We start from the raw sequence: 19525 nt of genomic DNA on the forward strand, positions 1-19525 counted from the left end.
ACTATTTCATCGTTTTTACCGTAAATCCACTTATTTCTTCTATTTTATCATGAATATTACTGGAAGAAATCGTTTTCTTCAATTCCTCATGAAATTTGAAATCGTCTATACTTCCCGGATAAATCGGGAAAAAAGTGATCCATTTTCGACGGCGGCATTGCTGGCGAAAGCAAGAAAAAAAGCTTGGTAATCGAAGACTACCAAGCTGGGCCATGACTGGGATTAAGATTTTTTCTTGGGTATTTTGATCGTGAATTGATAATACTCCTCGAATTCTTCTTCCTCTGCATCCAAATTTATGCCATTGTCTGTAACCATGCTGAGCGATTGCCTGATCGTATTCACGGCAATCCTCATGTCCTTACTGAACGCCTTCCGCTTCGGTTTCGGTTTTTGCACCGTTCCTGTCAGGAGCTTGACGACCTGCTCTTCCGTCTGCTTGACGTTCAACCCTTTTTCGATGATTTCCAAAAGCAGTTTAATCTGCTTTTCCGGACTTTTCAGCGGAATCAACGAGCGGGCATGGCGCTCCGTAATTTGCTTTTGAAGAAGTGCATCTTGAACCTCCTGGGGCAGCTTGAGCAGCCGCAGCTTATTCGCAACGGTCGACTGCCCGATTCCCAATCTTTGTGCCAAAGCTTCCTGGGTCAAACTATGGAGCTCCAATAGCTTACCGTAAGCCAATGCTTCTTCAATCGGTGTCAACTCTTCACGCTGCAGGTTTTCTATCAGCGCGACGGAAGCCGTTTCTGTATCGGTGAAATCCTTGATGATGGCAGGTGCCAATTCCCAGCCCAGCTTCTGCATGGCCCGATAACGGCGCTCACCTGCTATGATTTCGTATTTCCCCTGTCCATAAGCCCTGACTACAATTGGTTGAATGATCCCATGTGTATGGATCGTTTGAGCCAATTCAGCAATTTTATCGTCATTAAAAACGGTCCTTGGTTGAAATCGATTAGGCACAATATCAGAAATGGATATTTTTCTTATTTCTTCATTGTTATTGCTAGGTGTCTCCATCTCTAGTTGCTGTTCTTCTTTTTCGCCAAACCCAAAGAACCGCGAAAAAGGATGCTTCATCTTCCTACACCACCTTTTAAAACTCCCAAATAACATATTCTCTATTTAAAGGACAAGTCCTGCATACATTTCCCGACATGGTTATACATATGGTCCGTCATGGTAAAAAACATGTCGACTGGCGTCATCAAGGCAAAAATGATGAGCGGACGACCAGTAATTATTAATCTCTGTCGGCTTGCCCCGGATTATTTCCCCACTTCAAAAGGGAAATATCACCGACATCCTAGTCCTGCCTCTAAACTTTGCCTTCATGCAGTTATCTAATAAGGAATGAATCAAATGATACCTTTATAGTAAAAGAAAACATGAACAAGTGCCAGCTCAATATGGGATTTTTCTTGAGCAAGGTTACTCAATCGGCTGTTTATTCGGTGTCCCTGGTTTTCTTGGATATTTTTTTGGTGTCTTCTTCACCTTATTGACAGTAACGATGTTTCTTTCACTATTTTCTTCTGGCAATGTGAAGTGATGGATGTCTGCAATTTCTCCGCCTAACGTAAAAATCGCCTTTTTCCCCGTGTCCATTTCATCTTTTGCACTAGCTGCTTTCATGGCGATGAAAGTGCCCTCCGGCTTCACAAGCGGCAAACAAAGTTCACTTAAAACGGACATCCGCGCTACCGCTCTTGCCATGACAATATCATAAGCTTCACGGTGCTCGGTTTTTTGGGCGAAAGTTTCCGCACGGTCGTGGTAAAAGGAAACGCCTTTCAATTGCAGGGAATCCGCAAGGTGATTCAAAAAAGATATCCGCTTATTCAAGGAATCCACAATCGATACGTGAATGTCCGGGAAACAAATCTTCAATGGAATGCTAGGAAACCCAGCTCCAGCCCCAACATCGCAAATTCGATAAGGTTTGTTGAAATCAAAATAAAAGGCAGCACTGATCGAATCATAAAAATGCTTCAGGTAAACTTCTTCTTTATCAGTGATGGCCGTTAGGTTCATCTTTTCGTTCCATTCAACCAATAATCGATAATATGTGTCAAACTGATCAAGCTGGTGAGGAGATAGCTCAATCCCTTTCTCCTGCAGTGCTTGTTGGAACTGTTCTATATTCATGTTTTCTTCAATCCTTTTCGGGAATTTCCTTTACTGAGATACTCTTGCAATCTTTCCTTGTTCCAAATAAACGAGCAAAATCGAAACATCCGCGGGGTTCACACCGGAAATTCTTGAAGCCTGGGCTACCGATAGCGGGGTGACCTGCTTTAGTTTTTGACGGGCTTCCGTTGCGAGACCGGAAATGGCATCATAATCGATATTCTCTGGAATTTTTTTATTTTCCATTTTTTTGAGGCGATCGACCTGCTGCAGCGATTTTTCAATATAACCTTCATACTTGATTTGGATTTCGACCTGTTCCGTCACTTCATCACTCAGTTCGACATCGCTTGGGGCCAAACTTTGAATATGTGAATAATTCATTTCAGGACGTTTCAATAAATCTGAAGCACGGATCCCATCCTTCAGCTCACTTCCGCCACTTGCAGTGATGATGGCTTGCACCTCTTCGGTCGGTTTGATGAAATGTGATTTCAGGCGATCTTTTTCCAGTTCTACCGCCGCTTTTTTCTTAAGGAAACGATTGTAGCGCTCTTCTTTAATCATCCCAATATTGAATCCCATTTCCGTCAAGCGTAAATCGGCATTATCATGGCGCAATAATAACCGGTATTCTGCGCGTGAAGTCAACAGTCGGTAAGGTTCATTGGTGCCTTTCGTTACAAGGTCATCAATGAGAACGCCAATATAAGCATCGGAACGGCTTAAAATCAGTTCTTTTTTGCCTATCGCATTCAACCCGGCATTAATGCCGGCCATCAGTCCTTGTCCAGCTGCTTCCTCATAACCGGATGTGCCGTTGATTTGCCCGGCAGTATACAGGTTTTTAACCTTTTTTGTCTCCAGGGTAGGCCAGAGCTGGGTCGGGACGATCGCATCATATTCGATTGCATATCCAGCCCGCATCATTTCCGCCTTCTCAAGGCCGGGAATCGTCTGAAGGATCTTCATTTGCACATCTTCAGGCAGACTGGTGGATAACCCTTGCACATAAACTTCCTTTGTATTGCGCCCCTCTGGTTCAAGGAAGATTTGGTGACGCGGTTTATCATTAAAACGAACGACCTTATCTTCTATCGATGGACAATAACGGGGTCCCGTTCCTTTTATCATCCCGGAATACATAGGGGAACGGTGCAAATTGTCATCAATCAGCTGGTGCGTCCCCTCATTGGTATACGTCAGCCAGCATGGCAACTGATCGGTGATGAATTTTGTCGTTTCATAAGAAAAGGCCCGTGGCACTTCATCGCCAGGCTGGATTTCCGTTTTGCTGTAATCAATGGAAGAACTATTGACACGCGGCGGTGTTCCTGTTTTAAAACGGACCAAATCAAACCCTAATTGCTCCAAATGCTCAGAAAGCCTGATCGAAGGCTGCTGATTGTTTGGACCGCTTGAGTATTTCAGTTCCCCTAGGATGATTTCACCGCGTAAATACGTTCCCGTCGTGATTACGACCGTTTTTGCACGGTACACTGCTCCCGTTTTCGTGATGACACCCGTACAAGTATCATTTTCAATAATCAATTCCTCTACCATTCCTTGAATCAAGGTCAGATTCTCTTGGTCCTCTATCGTCTTTTTCATTTCTTGCTGATAGAGAAATTTATCTGCCTGGGCACGCAGCGCACGAACGGCTGGTCCTTTTGCCGTATTCAGCATTCTCATTTGGATATGGGTCTTATCGATATTTTTCCCCATTTCCCCGCCTAAGGCGTCAATTTCCCTCACGACAATCCCTTTTGCCGGTCCGCCAACGGAGGGATTACATGGCATGAAGGCGACCATATCCAAGTTAATGGTGATAATCAGCGTTTTTGCTCCCACTCTTGCAGCAGCCAGTCCAGCCTCACTTCCAGCATGTCCAGCACCGATTACAATGACATCATAGCTACCTGCTTCGTATTGCATGTCCGTTTCCTCCTTTTTTCAATTATTTCCCTAAACAAAATTGCGAGAACAACTGATTGATCAAATTATCCTGGACGCTTTCCCCAATGATTTCTCCAAGGAGCTCCCATGCTTTCGTGAAGTCAATCTGGACCAAATCGATTGGTGTTCCCATTTCAATCGCTTCTATTGCATCGGAAATGGATTGCCGTGCTTGTCCGAGCAAGGCGATATGCCGGGCATTGGATACATAGGTCAGGTCCCCCGTCTCTAACGCACCCTCAAAAAATAATGAAGCGATGGCTTCCTCCAATTCGTCGACTCCTTGATCTTCTAGCAATGATGTCGAAACAACCTTATGTGATGCTGCATATTCCTTAACCTTTGCCATATCGATTTTTTTGGGAAGGTCCGTTTTATTGATGATCACGATAACATCCATTCCCTCGACTGCCTGAAACAGCAGCTCATCCTCAGGTGTAAAATCATCGGAATAATTCAATACGAGCAGGATCAAATCAGCTTCTTTCAACACTGCACGAGACCGTTCGACCCCAATTCGTTCAACAATATCTTCCGTTTCCCTAATTCCCGCCGTATCGACAAGTTTCAGTGGAACGCCGCGGACATTTACATATTCTTCGATAACGTCACGAGTCGTCCCTGGAATATCGGTGACAATCGCTTTATTTTCTTGAACCAAGCTGTTAAGCAAGGACGATTTCCCGACATTGGGACGTCCGATGATAACGGTCGCAAGCCCATCGCGGAGGATTTTCCCTTGCTGGGCTGTATGGAGCAGCTTTTCAATTTCGGTCTTTACATAGCTGCCTTTTTCCAAAAATAGACGATGTGTCATTTCTTCAACATCATCATATTCCGGATAATCTATATTTACCTCGACTTGTGCGAGCGTCTGTAAAATTTCTTGGCGAAGATTTTGAATCAATTTTGAAAGCCGGCCTTCCATTTGACCTAAGGCAACATTCATCGCTTTATCGGTTTTAGCGCGGATCAAATCCATGACGGCCTCCGCTTGGGAAAGGTCGATTCTTCCATTCAAAAAGGCGCGTTTCGTGAATTCACCAGGCTCCGCAAGTCGGGCCCCTTGAGCTAGAATGAGCTGCAATACACGGTTGACTGAAACGATTCCGCCGTGACAGTTAATTTCAACAACATCTTCCCTTGTAAATGTCTTGGGCCCCTTCATAACCGAAACCATGACTTCCTCTATAACTTCACCCGTTTTAGGCTGGATAAGATGCCCGTAATGAATCGTATGTGACTGGGCCTCAAGCAAGCCTTTTCCGCCTGGTCCTTTAAAAATCCTATCGGCTATTTCTATGGCCTCATCACCGCTGATTCTAACGATGGCGATTGCCCCTTCCCCCAAGGGGGTAGAGATAGCGGTGATTGTATCGAATTCCATGTTTTCACCTCTTATATATTGATGTTTCTCTATTATTTTTGATAAAAATACGTCGAATCCCTAAATTACTACAATACCACAGTATATTCACGAAAAAAAGTAGATGCTCCTTCCTTCCAGGAGTTATCCACATACAAAGAAACCATATTCTGTAATATACATTTTAACTTATCCACATGTGAATAACAAATGCGGCCACTCCGCTTTTATTGCATGCTGTTCGACAAAAAACGATAGCATGCCAAAAAAAGAACCCCTGCCAATAAGCAGTAGGTTCATTTAAGCGGCGCAATGACCAAATGACGATATGGTTCGACACCATTTGAAGTTGTTTTGATCCTTGGATATTGCAACAATGCATGATGAATGATCTTGCGTTCATAGTTTGGCATCGGCTCCAAAGAAATGGCCTTGCCCGTTTTCAACGCTTTGGTTGCCATTCTTTCAGCCAATTGAATTAACGTCTCATTGCGTCGATTTCGATAATCTTCCGCATCTACTGTAATATTCAGGAACTGCTTTGAATGGCGATTCGCAACAAGCTGTGTTAAATATTGGAGGGAATTCAACGTTTGACCCCTTTTTCCAATCAATAACGCAATTTTATCACCTGATAATTGGAATGTTACGTTCTTCCCTCTCCGCTGGACATCGATTTTGGCATCGACGCCCATCTCCAGGCTGACATTCTTCAAGAATTCAAGTGTCTCCTCAATGGGATCCGGAGGCAATGTCACATGGACAATGGCCTTCCTTGCCCCAAATAAGCCCAAAAAACCTTTTTTACCTGCTTCTTCAATTTCAATCTCGACGCGATCCTTTGTACTGTTCAGTTGAGCTAAAGCTAAATTTACTGCTTCTTCGACAGATTGTCCTGTAGCAGTCACTTTTTTCACTTCTTCTTTGCCCCTCCCGCGTTTTCCGCAGCTGCTTTCCTAAGATCCGGACCTTTGATGAAATAAGTTTGCACGATACCAAAAAGGTTACCTACTACCCAGTAAAGAGAAAGAGCAGCGGGGAAATTAATAGCAAATACAACAATCATGATCGGCATGATGTAAAGCATCATCGTCATTTGTGCCGCCATTTGTGGATTGGAGTTCATTCCCGCCATCGACATTTTCTGTTGGATGAAAGTCGTGATACCTGCAACGACCGGCAAAATGTAATAAGGATCCGGAGAGCCTAAATCAAACCAAAGAAAACTATGTAGAGCGATTTCATGCGTTCGGCTGATGGCATGGTAAAATCCGATCAGGATCGGCATTTGCACCAGTATCGGCAAACATCCTGCCAAAGGATTTACATTATATTTTGAAAATAAAGCCATTGTTTCCTGCTGTAGTTTTTGTTGTGTGGCAGCATCTTTTGAGCTGTATTTTGCTTGAAGTTCTTTCATTTCAGGCTGGATGGCCTGCATCGCTTTTGAGCTCTTCACCTGCTTGATCATAAGCGGAAGCAATGCCAAGCGAATGATTAAGGTGACACCGATGATCCCCAAACCATAGTTTTCGCCAAATGTTTCGGAAAGCCAAATGATCAGGGCCGACAATGGATAGACGATGTACGAATTCCAAAAACCTTCACTATCCGCAGTAATCGGTTCTTTGATTTCCGTACACCCAGCTAACAGCATCATTATCGAGGCTAGTCCAATAATGAGTAATATTCGTTTTTTCAACCGTTTTTTCCTCCTAACTGCAATCAATCTATTTTTGAAGCTATTGGGAACTGCTCATCTGCGAAAGACAAGCCGCATTTTCACAGTGCCAATGGGGTGATCTATGTTATCCTTCTCAAAGTGGCTGACATCTGCTAAGGAATGCCCCCGCATCCGCCATATAAGGAGATTTCATTGATTTTTCTTTGAAAAGTTTAGTGATTTAGAACGTTTCAGGACATGGATCAAGCTGCTTTTCACCTGGAAAAAGTCCATCTCCGCCGCTGGTTTTCGAGCAATCACGATATAATCTTTACCCTCTTCTATATCTTCCTTCAATTCCAAAAACGCTTGCCGTATGTATCTTTTGATTTGATTCCTAACAACGGCGTTGCCGATTTTTTTACTGACTGAAAGGCCTATCCGGAAATGATCCTGATCCGGCTTTTCCAGGACATAGACAACGAATTGCCGATTAGCGGAAGATTCACCTTTTTTAAATACCAGCTGAAATTCATCCTCTTTCTTAATCCTTAACTTTTTTTTCATTTTTACACCTTCATTACATGAATTGAGTCTCAGTAAATCCCTTATTTTGCGAAAAAAGACCACTGAGACTTTTCAGTGGTCTATGCAGATAATACTTTTCTGCCCTTGCGGCGACGTGCAGCAATTACTCTACGTCCGTTTTTCGTGCTCATACGTGCACGGAAACCGTGAACTTTACTATGTTTACGTTTATTCGGTTGATAAGTTCTTTTCATTATATGACACCTCCCTGAGGAATAACAGTTAAAGACAGTCTTTACAATTATATAGATGGAGGTTTCTACTTGTCAACCTCATCCAAAAAAAAATGTGTTTTTATTGTTCAATGTCCAGTAGGCCTTTTTTTACTACCTAGCCTATTGTAAATGATTTTGCTCCGAACTGATATAGAAATTTTTGGTGAGAGGGAAATTCCCCTCCTTATCGATGAAACTCCAGGGGGATTCACGTTAGCTTCCACCCCAGTAATCGCTGTGAATCGACAAAGATTGCTATAACCGATATTACTTGATCGGAACCGCTGCGTTTTTTGTTTGCCCGCGCCATTATACGGTGCTGCTCACTGCCATAAAGCTTTGCAAGTAATTATAAATCATGATCGCAACAACGTTTGTGGATAAAAATCGACAGTTTTTTTTCTGTCCACAGCACGTTTTATCGACTTTTGCACATAACAATGGCCTGTGGAAAAGTTTTTCCCACAGGCCCGGTAAGTTGTGGATAAAGTTTTCTAAGCCATTGCAAGACGCCTGATTTTCTGATATTATATTTGTGTTTTCACTCTGAATAACTTTATCAACAGGTATCGGTTATCCACAGATTGTGTATAACATGTGGATAGTTTATTAGACCTGTGTATATTATTTTGTCCACAGACGGTGGATATTGTCGAAAACCCTTTTTTCTTCTTTATTATATATTTCTTAATATGCCTGTTGATGAATAAACATCAAAAACTGCATCAGCCATCAAGATGTAGTCTGTACAAAGGTTGTACAGTGCAACATATAGTGAGAGGGACTGAACCTTTCACAACATACCATCCCTTATACAGCTCACCGAAACCATGCTGTCCAAATATATGAAGACGGCAATCGATGGGTTTATTTGTGCCTATACATTTAGATGCATCCATAAAAATATTTTGCAAAGGAGGGATAAGTTTGGACAACATCGATAGCCTCTGGAACCAGGCGCTCGGTAAGATCGAAAAAAAAATCAGTAAACCAAGCTTTGAAACATGGCTTAAATCAACCAAGGCTTATTTGCTTCAAGGTGATACGTTAACGGTCACCGCTCCCAATGAATTTGCCAGGGATTGGCTCGAAGAACGATATTCCCATCTTATTTCTGATGTATTGTTTGAACTTACCGGTGAGGAATTGGAAGCAAAATTCATCATTCCCCCCAATCAGGAAGACGATGATTTCACCGTTCCTGTCCAGCCTAAAAAGATCAAAAAACAAGATAAAGAGCACGCTGCATTCCCACAGCATATGCTGAATGCGAAAAATACCTTTGATACGTTTGTCATCGGCTCCGGCAATCGTTTTGCCCATGCCGCGTCTCTCGCTGTCGCAGAAGCTCCAGCCAAAGCCTATAACCCTTTATTCATATATGGGGGCGTCGGGCTTGGTAAAACGCATTTAATGCATGCGATCGGTCACTATGTACTTGAGCATAATCCGAATGCAAAGGTCGTATATCTTTCATCTGAAAAATTCACGAATGAATTCATCAATTCCATCCGGGACAATAAAGCCGGGGAGTTCCGTGATCGATACCGAAGCGTGGATGTTTTATTAATTGATGATATTCAGTTCCTTGCGGGAAAAGAACAAACGCAAGAAGAGTTTTTCCATACATTCAATGCATTGCATGAGGAAAGCAAGCAAATCGTCATCTCCAGTGACCGGCCGCCAAAAGAGATCCCTACACTGGAGGATCGCCTCCGTTCCAGGTTCGAATGGGGGTTAATCACCGATATCACACCTCCTGATCTGGAAACGAGGATAGCAATCTTACGTAAGAAAGCCAAAGCCGAGGGGCTGGATATCCCGAATGAAGTCATGCTTTATATCGCCAACCAAATTGATTCCAATATTCGTGAGCTTGAAGGGGCACTGATCCGTGTCGTGGCTTATTCATCATTAATCAATAAGGACATCAATGCTGATTTGGCTGCTGAAGCGCTAAAGGACATCATTCCAAGCTCTAAACCCAAAATCATCACCATCCTGGAGATCCAGAAGACGGTTGGTGAACATTATAGTGTCAAGCTGGAGGATTTCAAGGCAAAGAAACGGACAAAATCCGTCGCTTTCCCAAGGCAGATTGCTATGTACCTTTCCAGGGAGCTGACGGACTCATCACTGCCTAAAATAGGTGACGAATTTGGAGGCCGCGATCATACGACCGTCATCCATGCTCATGAAAAGATCTCCAAGCTCATGCAGACGGATACCCAGCTGCAACGCCAGGTGAAGGAAATACAGGATCAGTTGAAGGTATAATCTTATTCTGGATAATGTGTATAACCGACGACTACTTACACACAGTCTGTCCACAAGTGGATAGACTGTTTTTCCTTAGGTTGATTCGACTTATCCACATATCAACAGGCCCTACTACTATTACTACTATCTTTTATAATAAAAATTATTAATAAATATGCCTAATAGGCAATTTAAAAATTGGAGGATGAAGCATGAGATTTATAATCCAAAGAGATCGATTAGTTCATAGTGTCCAAGAAGTAATGAAAGCAGTCACATCCAGGACAACCATCCCGATCCTGACGGGAATAAAAATAACCGTTACAAGTGAGGGCGTAACGTTAACGGGTAGCGATTCGGATATATCGATCCAATCATTCATTCCAGCCGAAGTCGATGGAGATGAAATCGTTGAAGTGAAAAATAGTGGCGCCATTGTCCTGAATGCTCGCTTTTTCAGTGAAATCGTCAAAAAATTGCCGATGGATACAGTCGAAATAGAAGTGGAAAATAACTTTCAAACGATTATCCGCTCGGGCAAGGCTGAATTCAATTTAAATGGATTGGATCCTGAAGAATATCCACATCTTCCAATCATCGAAGAAGAAAACATTTTCAAGCTGCCAACAGATCTTTTAAAAACGCTTATCCGACAAACTGGCTTTGCAGTGTCCACGTCAGAAACACGTCCAATCTTGACAGGTGTAAACCTCAAGGTCCAAGATGATGAATTGACCTGTATTGCAACAGATAGCCATAGGCTCGCAATGAGAACGGCAAAGATCGAAAACAAAATTACCGGGACGTATAGCGTCGTCATTCCAGGTAAAAGCTTAAATGAACTGAGTAAAATCCTGGATGATACTAACGACCTGATTGAAATCGTCATCACTGAAAACCAAGTCCTTTTCAAGGCCGAAAATTTATTATTCTACTCTAGATTGCTCGAAGGGAATTATCCTGATACATCCCGCCTGATTCCTTCGGACAGCAAAACGGATGTGACTGTCCATACAAAAGACTTCCTCCAAGCAATCGACCGGGCATCCTTATTGGCGAGAGAAGGAAGAAATAATGTCGTCAAACTAACAACCCTTGAGGGTCGCATAATTGAAGTTTCTTCCAATACCCCCGAAATTGGTAAAGTAATCGAGGAGGTCCAGGCCGAAGCCATTGAAGGTGAAGAACTGAAAATCTCCTTCAGTGCCAAATTTGTCATGGATGCTTTAAAGGCGCTGGAAGGAACCGATATAAAAATAAACTTCACTGGTGCGATGCGTCCATTTGTCATCCGACCGCTTCATGATGACTCCATGCTGCAACTTATTCTGCCAGTTAGAACTTATTAAGCGAAAATAATATTTCAAGATAATTAAAGGCTTGTTAAACAAGCCTTTAATTTTTTTATATTTCAACAAGCGCCAGGCATTCAGTCTTGCCGCAAACCCAAGAAACGTCATGAATAAGCGAAGAAAAAGCTATACTTTGTCTTAATGGTTTTTTTTTAGTAAAATAAAGTATTAAAGAATACTTGGAAAAGAGTGAGACGGAAAATGGACTCGATAAAAATAAGTACGGAATATATCACGCTGGGACAATTTTTGAAATTAGCCGATTTGATCCAGAGCGGCGGAATGGCAAAATGGTTCCTGAGCGAGTATGAGGTCTTCATCAATGGAGAATTGGATGATAGAAGAGGCAGGAAATTAAGATCAGGAGATAAAGTCGAGATTCCTGGATTTGGCACATTCACGATAATAAGCTAAAACATAAGGGAAGAGCGGAATATGCATATTGAGAATATAAGTTTAAGAAATTACCGCAACTATACCGAATTGAATCTGGCTTTTGAAAATAAAGTCAATGTCATCCTTGGCGAAAACGCCCAAGGAAAGACAAATGTCATGGAATCCATATTCGTTTTAGCGATGGCAAAATCCCATCGGACCTCAAATGATAAAGAACTTATTCGCTGGGATGAAGAGTATGCTAAAATAGAAGGCAGAGTAAGAAAGAGAAATACCTCAATACCACTTGAGCTGACCATTTCAAAAAAAGGGAAAAAGGCGAAGTGCAACCATATTGAACAAAGAAAATTAAGTCAATATGTCGGAAATATGAACGTGGTCATGTTTGCGCCTGAGGATTTAAACCTTGTCAAGGGAAGTCCTATAGTCAGACGCCGTTTTATAGATATGGAAATTGGCCAGGTTTCTCCCGTATACCTTCATGATATGAGCCAATATCATAAAATACTTCAACAAAGAAATCATTACTTAAAGCTTTTGCAGACCCGGAAACAAACGGATACGACGATGCTTGACGTGCTAACCGATCAATTCATCCAGTACGCAGCGAAAATTGTCGAAAGAAGATATGAATTTCTTTCAAAGCTCCAGCAATGGGCTGAGCCGATCCATTCCGGGATCTCCAGGAATCTGGAAGTATTGAAAATCCAATATAAACCGTCGCTTGATGTATCAGAATCTATGGATTTGACGAAAATGATAGAAGTATACACAGAAAAATTTGATAAAATAAAAACAAGGGAAATTGAACGGGGTGTCACACTGGTCGGTCCTCATCGTGACGACCTGGTTTTTTTTGTAAATGACCGTGATGTCCAGACATATGGTTCACAAGGACAGCAGCGAACAACCGCCCTTTCCCTGAAGCTTGCCGAAATCGAGCTGATCCATGAGGAAATCGGTGAGTACCCCATTTTATTATTGGATGATGTGCTATCGGAGCTTGATGATTACCGTCAATCCCATTTACTGAATACGATACAAGGAAAAGTGCAAACATTCGTGACGACACCCTCCGTTGATGGAATCGATCATCAAACCCTAAGAGAAGCGTCCACCTTTTACGTTAGTCAAGGAAATATAGAAAAGGTTAAATGATGAGGTGAATGTATGTATCTCCATATTGGTGAAGACATTCTTGTGAAAACGGACGATGTCATAGCCATTTTAGATAAGAAGCTGCTCCAGGCCTCTCCGATCATGAATGAGTTTTTGGAGAAAAAGTCTGATGTAACTTCCCATTTAGCAAAAAACTCGGTTAAGTCGATTGTAGTGACGGATAAGCAGGTCTATTATTCACCGCTTGCCTCTTCCACTTTGAAAAGGCGTTCACTGCAGCCTTCGTTATTGATCGATGATATAGATGTTCTTGGATTATAAGGGCTTAAGCGATAATTATTTCGGAAAATTGATAATGCCAAAAGAAAAGTGTAGGTGATACGAATGACAATGGAACAAAAAGAAGTACAAGCTCAGGCATACGATGAGAATCAGATACAGGTTTTAGAAGGCTTAGAAGCAGTTCGTAAACGTCCGGGAATGTATATCGGCACTACCTCTGCAAAAGGACTTCACCATCTTGTTTGGGAAATTGTCGATAACAGTATTGATGAGGCGCTAGCAGGTTACTGTACCGAAATCAAGGTTACGATCGAAAAAGACAATAGCATAACCGTAGTCGATAATGGGCGTGGGATTCCAGTCGGGATCCATGAAAAAATGGGACGTCCGGCATTGGAAGTAATCATGACCGTCCTTCATGCGGGCGGAAAGTTTGGCGGCGGGGGATACAAGGTCTCCGGCGGTCTGCATGGTGTTGGTGCATCTGTCGTTAATGCCCTATCGACGGTGTTGGAAGTGTATGTCCACCGTGAAGGGAAAATCCATTATCAGCAATTCAATCGCGGGGTTCCTAAGGAAGATTTGAAAATCATCGGGGAAACGGATCATACCGGAACGACTACACACTTCATACCTGATGGTGAAATCTTCACGGAAACCTTGGAATATGATTTCGATACACTAGCTACTCGTATCCGTGAGCTTGCGTTCCTCAATAAAGGGTTGAAGCTCATCATTGAGGATAAGCGCGGAGAAGGAGAGAAAATCAGGGAATATCACTATGAGGGCGGCATCAAATCGTATGTCGAGCACTTGAACCGCTCGAAAGAAGTCCTGCATGAGGAACCGATTTTCATGGAAGGCGAGAAAGATGGGATATCTGTCGAAATGGCTTTGCAATATAATGACAGCTATATTAGCAATGTTTTTTCTTTCGCCAATAATATCCATACTTATGAAGGCGGTACGCATGAATCAGGATTCAAGACGGCCCTGACTCGGGTCATCAATGATTATGCCAGGAAAAATGGTCTCTTGAAGGAAGCCGATTCCAACTTCTCCGGTGAAGATGTCCGGGAAGGCCTGACGGCTATCATTTCGATCAAGCATCCTGAACCGCAATTCGAAGGTCAAACGAAAACCAAACTAGGAAACTCGGAAGTAAGAACGGTAACTGATTCCATCCTTTCGGAACGGCTTGATGCTTTTTTATATGAAAATCCGGCCGTGGCCAGGAAAATAGTCGATAAGGGGCAAATGGCAGCAAGGGCCCGTATGGCAGCCAAGAAAGCCCGTGAATTGACCCGAAGGAAGAGTGCTCTTGAAGTATCCAATCTTCCTGGTAAATTGGCGGATTGTTCATCCAAGGACCCAAGCATCAGCGAACTGTACATCGTTGAAGGAAATTCGGCGGGAGGATCGGCCAAGCAAGGGCGGGATCGCCATTTTCAGGCTATTTTGCCGCTAAGGGGTAAAATCCTGAACGTTGAAAAAGCAAGGCTGGATAGAATCCTCCATAATGAGGAAATAGGTACGATCATCACTGCACTAGGAACCGGGATCGGTGATGAATTCAATATCGAAAAAGCCAGATATCATAAAATTGTCATCATGACAGATGCCGACGTGGATGGGGCCCATATCAGAACGCTGATGTTGACCTTCTTTTACCGATATATGCGCAAAATCATCGAATATGGTTATATATATATTGCTCAGCCGCCACTTTTCAAAATTCAGCAAGGAAAAAAGGTGGATTATGCCTATAATGATCGCCAGCTTGAAGAAATCATGGCGAGTTTGCCAAGCTCTCCAAAAGCTAACCTGCAGCGCTACAAGGGACTTGGGGAAATGAACCCAGAGCAATTATGGGAAACGACCATGAACCCTGATACGCGAACGCTGCTTCAAGTCAGCTTAAAGGATGCCGCAGAGGCGGATGAAACATTCGAGATGCTGATGGGCGATAAGGTTGAGCCGCGACGTAATTTCATTGAAGAAAATGCAATTTATGTAAAAAATCTTGATGTTTGATCTTGACAGGATGCTCTTACATCCTGTTCTTTACATAGTGCACAACTAGTTAAAATTAAATGAGAGTATAAGCTTTATATAGGAGGTTGGCTCCATGTCAGAAAATGAAAGATCAGGTGTAAAAGAAATAAATATAAGTACCGAGATGCGGACATCTTTTTTGGATTACGCGATGAGCGTTATCGTATCTCGTGCTTTGCCTGATGTCAGGGACGGTTTAAAACCGGTACACCGAAGAATCCTTTATGCAATGAACGACCTTGGAATGACTTCGGATAAACCGTTTAAAAAATCAGCCCGTATTGTTGGGGAAGTAATCGGTAAGTATCACCCGCATGGTGATTCTGCAGTGTATGAAACGATGGTACGGATGGCTCAGCCCTTTAACTACCGTTACATGCTTGTGGATGGTCACGGGAATTTCGGTTCAGTCGATGGAGACCAAGCTGCTGCAATGAGGTATACGGAAGCAAGGATGTCGAAGATCTCGATGGAGCTGCTTCGTGATTTAAATAAAGACACGGTCAATTTCCAGGATAACTATGACGGTTCTGAACGGGAACCAGCCGTTATGCCAGCCCGTTTCCCCAATCTATTGGTGAATGGTTCATCCGGCATAGCCGTAGGGATGGCAACCAATATTCCGCCGCATCAATTAGGTGAGGTAATTGATGGGGTATTGGCCATAAGCAAAAACCCTGACATATCGATACCGGAGCTGATGGAATACATTCCTGGGCCGGACTTCCCGACAGCCGGGTTAATTTTAGGCAGAAGCGGCATCAGAAAAGCCTATGAAACAGGAAAAGGGTCAATTATCCAGCGTGCGAAAGTCGAGATAGAAGAAAAACCTAATGGAAAACAGGTTATCCTTGTTAAAGAAATTCCTTACCAAGTCAATAAAGCAAGGTTGATCGAAAAGATTGCGGAACTTGCCCGAGACAAAAAGATCGAAGGCATCACCGATTTACGTGATGAATCGGATCGCAACGGCATGCGCATCGTCATGGAGCTCCGGAAGGATGTTAATGCAAATGTCCTCTTGAACAACCTTTATAAGCATACTGCCATGCAGACAACCTTCGGGATCAATCTGCTTGCCTTGGTTGACGGTCAGCCCAAAGTATTGAACTTGAAACAATGCTTGCAATACTACCTAGAGCACCAGCAAGTGGTCATCCGTCGCAGGACGGAATTTGAATTGCGCAAGGCGGAGGCACGTGCCCATATTTTAGAGGGCTTGCGCATTGCGCTGGATAATCTCGATGCGGTCATAACGTTAATCCGTAATTCACAAACTACTGATATTGCCCGGGAAGGGTTAATGACACAGTTTTCACTTTCCGAAAAACAGGCGCAGGCCATTTTGGATATGCGTTTGCAGCGTCTTACTGGTTTGGAACGCGAAAAAATCGAAGAGGAATATCAAGCATTAATGGCCATCATCGCGGAATATAAAGCGATTCTTGCTGATGAGGAAAAGGTTCTTGAAATCATTCGTGAAGAGCTTCTTGAAATCAAGGAACGTTTTAATGATACACGCAGAACGGAAATCACTTTGGCAGGCTTCGAGAGCCTGGAAGATGAGGATTTAATCCCAGAGGAAAATATCATCGTGACTCTTACCCATAACGGTTATATTAAACGTCTGCCTGCAACGACATACCGCAGCCAGAAACGCGGCGGCCGCGGAATTCAGGGCATGGGAACGAATGCGGATGATTTTGTCGGTCACTTGCTGACAACATCCACCCATGACACGCTATTATTCTTCACGAACAAAGGTAAAGTATACCGTTCAAAAGGATATGAAATACCTGAGTTCGGCAGGACGGCAAAAGGCTTGCCTCTTATCAACCTATTGGAAGTGGATAAGGGAGAGTGGGTCAATGCCATCATACCGGTGAAGGAATTTGCCGATGATTGGTATTTATTCTTCACGACGCGGCACGGTATCTCGAAGCGTACACCGCTGTCTTCTTTCGCCAATATCCGTAATAATGGCTTGATCGCTTTAGGCCTTAGGGAAGATGATGAATTGATTTCGGTCCGTCTTACGAATGGAGATAAACAAATCATTATCGGAACGAAGTCCGGGATGATGATCCGTTTCCCAGAGACGGATGTACGGACGATGGGCCGTACTGCAGCAGGAGTGAAAGGGATTTCCTTAGGATCCGCTGATGAAGTCGTCGGCATGGAAATTCTCGAAGAAGATGAAGAAGTCTTGATTGTAACGAAAAATGGGTATGGGAAAAGGACCTCTGCGGAGGAATACCGGATCCAAAGCCGCGGCGGCAAAGGGATTAAAACGTGCAATGTAACGGAGAAAAATGGCGAATTGGTTGCCGTGAAAACCGTTACGGGTGAAGCCGAGGACTTGATGCTCATTACAGCTGCCGGTGTCTTGATCAGGATGGAAGTCGAAGGCATTTCCAAAACGGGACGTAATACTCAAGGGGTCAAACTCATTCGCCTTGAATCCGCAGACAATGAATATGTCTCGACTGTGGCCATCGTTGGCAGAGAAGAAGAAGAAGAAGATGCAGAAACGGAACCAGACGCAACAGCCGATCAGGAAACAGTCTCGGAACCTACTGTTGTGAGCGAGATTGAAGAAACGGAAAACGACACGGAAGAATAATGATGTTGCATGCGACCCAGCGGATAAATTGCTGGGTCGATTTTTTTGTGTAAATGGACATGGTTGTCACTTTTATATTAGTGGTTCATGGGTATAAAATCATAAAAAAAAGATAGTTTTTACCATGTGTTTCAATTAAAATGAAAAGCATCACAACTACTATCGAGGTGAACCGTTTTGCTAGTAAAAACACGCTATTTAACGGAAGGCTGTATACTTTCCAAAGAAATCAGGGGCCTGGCCGACCGTCCCATCATGTATGAAAAAACAATTTTGACCACGGAGTCGATCGAGGCTTTGCAGGCTTTTTTAATTTCCGAGGTAAGCGTTGAAAAAACGTTGATTGATGGAAAGAAGTTTTTGCCGAAAGAAGTGATAGATCCAGAGCTGGATGAAATGGAAGAATCGTCCGATTTTACTGATTTGTATCTTAAATCTGTACAAACCTATAAGCGATTATTCAGGAACTGGCAAGCGGGCAGCAAAGTGGAAGTGGCGATGATCCGTTTAATCCTTATTCCCTTGGTCGATAAAGCCCTGGAGGATCCAGGCAACATCTTAATGCTGCACCACTATTGCAATAAAGAGGATTACATCTATCACCATGCTATTTCCCTTGGGTTGATAGGAGGCTATATTGCATCCAAAATGAAATGCAGCAAAGCCGACGTCTATCAGGTGGCCATTGGGGGCTGTCTCGCAGACTGCGGCATGGCAAAGCTTGCACCAAGGCTATTGAATAAGATGGAAGACTTAACTGCTGAAGATTATGAGGAGATTCATAATCACCCCATATTCAGCTATAAAATGATAAGGGATAGCTCCATTTTAAAAGACAGCGTAAAAATAGCGATACTTGAGCATCATGGAAGGCTTGATGGAACGGGTTATCCGAAAAGGCTCAATGCTAAACCCATGAACTTGTTTTCAAAGATCATTGCCGTGGCCGACGTCTTTCATGCGATGACCTCCGAAAGGACTTATAGGAAGAAACAGTCGCCATTTAGGGTATTGGAAATGATACTGCATGATGACTTCGGCAAATTTGATATAGAAGTAGTGAAAACTTTGATATCAAGCTTCGCCAGTTTTTCAACTGGAAGCAGGGTCAAGCTGAACAATGGCTTTATTGCAGAGATCATCTTCATTGATGCCAGTAATCAGACAAGACCGATCATCAAGGTGAAGGACAGTGAGCAAATCATCAATCTAAGTTTGACCCGGGAACTATATATAGAAGAAATACTTTGATGGTCCAGGGGGAGCTTACTCCTAAAAAGATATGCCCGTTCGTCTTATTTAGGGGTGAATCCCAGACTATCATTCAGCCATTTCATTTTATTTTAAAATAACTCTTGCTTTTGTTTCCGATACTAGATATAATAACTAAGTCGACAACGAAAGAAAAAAAGTTGTTGACAATGAATAGTATAGTTGATATATTATTAAAGTCGATTCTGAGGAAACGATTAAATCGCTCTTTGAAAACTGAACAAAACAAAGCGCCAACGTTTTTTT

The 19525-nt window shown here is 42.9% G+C and carries 16 protein-coding genes; 8 read left to right on the plus strand and 8 right to left on the minus strand.

Translation table 11 applies throughout. The annotated features are described in order from the left end of the window. Positions 1 to 222: 222 nt before the first annotated feature. The 8 genes from noc to rpmH all read right to left on the minus strand — a co-directional run bounded on the left by noc (position 223) and on the right by rpmH (position 7900). Positions 223 to 1083, minus strand: coding sequence for a nucleoid occlusion protein (gene noc, locus QNI08_RS14380; protein WP_285768092.1), 861 nt, complete (start codon positions 1081 to 1083; stop codon positions 223 to 225). Between the two features lie 351 nt (positions 1084 to 1434). After that, positions 1435 to 2151: a 16S rRNA (guanine(527)-N(7))-methyltransferase RsmG gene (gene rsmG / locus QNI08_RS14385; RefSeq protein WP_285768093.1), complete on the minus strand. Its 717-nt coding sequence runs from the start codon at positions 2149 to 2151 to the stop codon at positions 1435 to 1437. A 30-nt stretch (positions 2152 to 2181) separates the two neighbouring features. Next, positions 2182 to 4068, minus strand: coding sequence for a tRNA uridine-5-carboxymethylaminomethyl(34) synthesis enzyme MnmG (mnmG, locus tag QNI08_RS14390; RefSeq protein ID WP_285768094.1), 1887 nt, complete (start codon positions 4066 to 4068; stop codon positions 2182 to 2184). 22 nt (positions 4069 to 4090) lie between these two features. After that, positions 4091 to 5476 carry a tRNA uridine-5-carboxymethylaminomethyl(34) synthesis GTPase MnmE gene (gene mnmE / locus QNI08_RS14395; RefSeq protein WP_285768095.1) on the minus strand — a complete coding sequence of 462 codons (1386 nt, stop codon included), beginning with the start codon at positions 5474 to 5476 and terminating at the stop codon, positions 4091 to 4093. 275 nt (positions 5477 to 5751) lie between these two features. Next, positions 5752 to 6372: an RNA-binding cell elongation regulator Jag/EloR gene (jag, locus tag QNI08_RS14400; protein ID WP_285768096.1), complete on the minus strand. Its 621-nt coding sequence runs from the start codon at positions 6370 to 6372 to the stop codon at positions 5752 to 5754. Beyond that, positions 6369 to 7157 carry a YidC family membrane integrase SpoIIIJ gene (gene spoIIIJ / locus QNI08_RS14405; RefSeq protein ID WP_285768097.1) on the minus strand — a complete coding sequence of 263 codons (789 nt, stop codon included), beginning with the start codon at positions 7155 to 7157 and terminating at the stop codon, positions 6369 to 6371. The genes jag and spoIIIJ overlap by 4 nt, the downstream gene beginning before the upstream one ends. 171 nt (positions 7158 to 7328) lie before the next feature. Beyond that, positions 7329 to 7685, minus strand: coding sequence for a ribonuclease P protein component (gene rnpA / locus QNI08_RS14410; protein ID WP_285768098.1), 357 nt, complete (start codon positions 7683 to 7685; stop codon positions 7329 to 7331). A gap of 80 nt (positions 7686 to 7765) precedes the next feature. Then, entirely contained in the window at positions 7766 to 7900 is a 135-nt protein-coding gene (gene rpmH / locus QNI08_RS14415) for a 50S ribosomal protein L34 (protein WP_081092489.1), read from the minus strand. Positions 7901 to 8848: 948 nt separating this feature from the next. Between rpmH and dnaA the strand changes: the two genes are divergently transcribed. The 8 genes from dnaA to QNI08_RS14455 all read left to right on the plus strand — a co-directional run bounded on the left by dnaA (position 8849) and on the right by QNI08_RS14455 (position 19258). Next, a complete protein-coding gene (gene dnaA, locus QNI08_RS14420) occupies positions 8849 to 10198 on the plus strand; it encodes a chromosomal replication initiator protein DnaA (RefSeq protein ID WP_285768099.1) in 1350 nt (449 codons plus the stop codon). A 194-nt stretch (positions 10199 to 10392) separates the two neighbouring features. Then, positions 10393 to 11529 carry a DNA polymerase III subunit beta gene (gene dnaN, locus QNI08_RS14425; protein WP_285768100.1) on the plus strand — a complete coding sequence of 379 codons (1137 nt, stop codon included), beginning with the start codon at positions 10393 to 10395 and terminating at the stop codon, positions 11527 to 11529. A 204-nt stretch (positions 11530 to 11733) separates the two neighbouring features. Further along, positions 11734 to 11946, plus strand: coding sequence for a S4 domain-containing protein YaaA (gene yaaA, locus QNI08_RS14430; RefSeq protein WP_285768101.1), 213 nt, complete (start codon positions 11734 to 11736; stop codon positions 11944 to 11946). Between the two features lie 21 nt (positions 11947 to 11967). After that, entirely contained in the window at positions 11968 to 13086 is a 1119-nt protein-coding gene (recF, locus tag QNI08_RS14435) for a DNA replication/repair protein RecF (protein WP_285768102.1), read from the plus strand. Between the two features lie 12 nt (positions 13087 to 13098). Next, the gene (gene remB / locus QNI08_RS14440; RefSeq protein ID WP_285768103.1) at positions 13099 to 13368 is read left to right on the plus strand and encodes an extracellular matrix regulator RemB; all 270 of its coding nucleotides are present in this window, start codon (positions 13099 to 13101) and stop codon (positions 13366 to 13368) included. Between the two features lie 69 nt (positions 13369 to 13437). Then, a complete protein-coding gene (gene gyrB / locus QNI08_RS14445; protein WP_285768124.1) occupies positions 13438 to 15363 on the plus strand; it encodes a DNA topoisomerase (ATP-hydrolyzing) subunit B in 1926 nt (641 codons plus the stop codon). Positions 15364 to 15457: 94 nt separating this feature from the next. Continuing rightward, positions 15458 to 18007, plus strand: coding sequence for a DNA gyrase subunit A (gene gyrA / locus QNI08_RS14450; protein ID WP_285768104.1), 2550 nt, complete (start codon positions 15458 to 15460; stop codon positions 18005 to 18007). A gap of 177 nt (positions 18008 to 18184) precedes the next feature. Continuing rightward, entirely contained in the window at positions 18185 to 19258 is a 1074-nt protein-coding gene (locus tag QNI08_RS14455) for an HD-GYP domain-containing protein (RefSeq protein WP_285768105.1), read from the plus strand. Positions 19259 to 19525: the final 267 nt, after the last annotated feature.

This window comes from Peribacillus folii (genome assembly GCF_030271255.1).
Taxonomy (GTDB): domain Bacteria; phylum Bacillota; class Bacilli; order Bacillales; family DSM-1321; genus Peribacillus.

Excerpts from the sequence above, each read along its gene's own strand:
- noc (WP_285768092.1), bottom strand. The coding sequence starts at position 1,083 with ATGAAGCATCCTTTTTCGCGGTTCTTTGGGTTTGGCGAAAAAGAAGAA.
- rsmG (WP_285768093.1), bottom strand. The coding sequence starts at position 2,151 with ATGAATATAGAACAGTTCCAACAAGCACTGCAGGAGAAAGGGATTGAG.
- mnmG (WP_285768094.1), bottom strand. The coding sequence starts at position 4,068 with ATGCAATACGAAGCAGGTAGCTATGATGTCATTGTAATCGGTGCTGGA.
- mnmE (WP_285768095.1), bottom strand. The coding sequence starts at position 5,476 with ATGGAATTCGATACAATCACCGCTATCTCTACCCCCTTGGGGGAAGGG.
- rnpA (WP_285768098.1), bottom strand. The coding sequence starts at position 7,685 with ATGAAAAAAAAGTTAAGGATTAAGAAAGAGGATGAATTTCAGCTGGTA.
- rpmH (WP_081092489.1), bottom strand. The coding sequence starts at position 7,900 with ATGAAAAGAACTTATCAACCGAATAAACGTAAACATAGTAAAGTTCAC.
- dnaN (WP_285768100.1), top strand. The coding sequence starts at position 10,393 with ATGAGATTTATAATCCAAAGAGATCGATTAGTTCATAGTGTCCAAGAA.
- yaaA (WP_285768101.1), top strand. The coding sequence starts at position 11,734 with ATGGACTCGATAAAAATAAGTACGGAATATATCACGCTGGGACAATTT.
- recF (WP_285768102.1), top strand. The coding sequence starts at position 11,968 with ATGCATATTGAGAATATAAGTTTAAGAAATTACCGCAACTATACCGAA.
- remB (WP_285768103.1), top strand. The coding sequence starts at position 13,099 with ATGTATCTCCATATTGGTGAAGACATTCTTGTGAAAACGGACGATGTC.
- gyrB (WP_285768124.1), top strand. The coding sequence starts at position 13,438 with ATGGAACAAAAAGAAGTACAAGCTCAGGCATACGATGAGAATCAGATA.
- gyrA (WP_285768104.1), top strand. The coding sequence starts at position 15,458 with ATGTCAGAAAATGAAAGATCAGGTGTAAAAGAAATAAATATAAGTACC.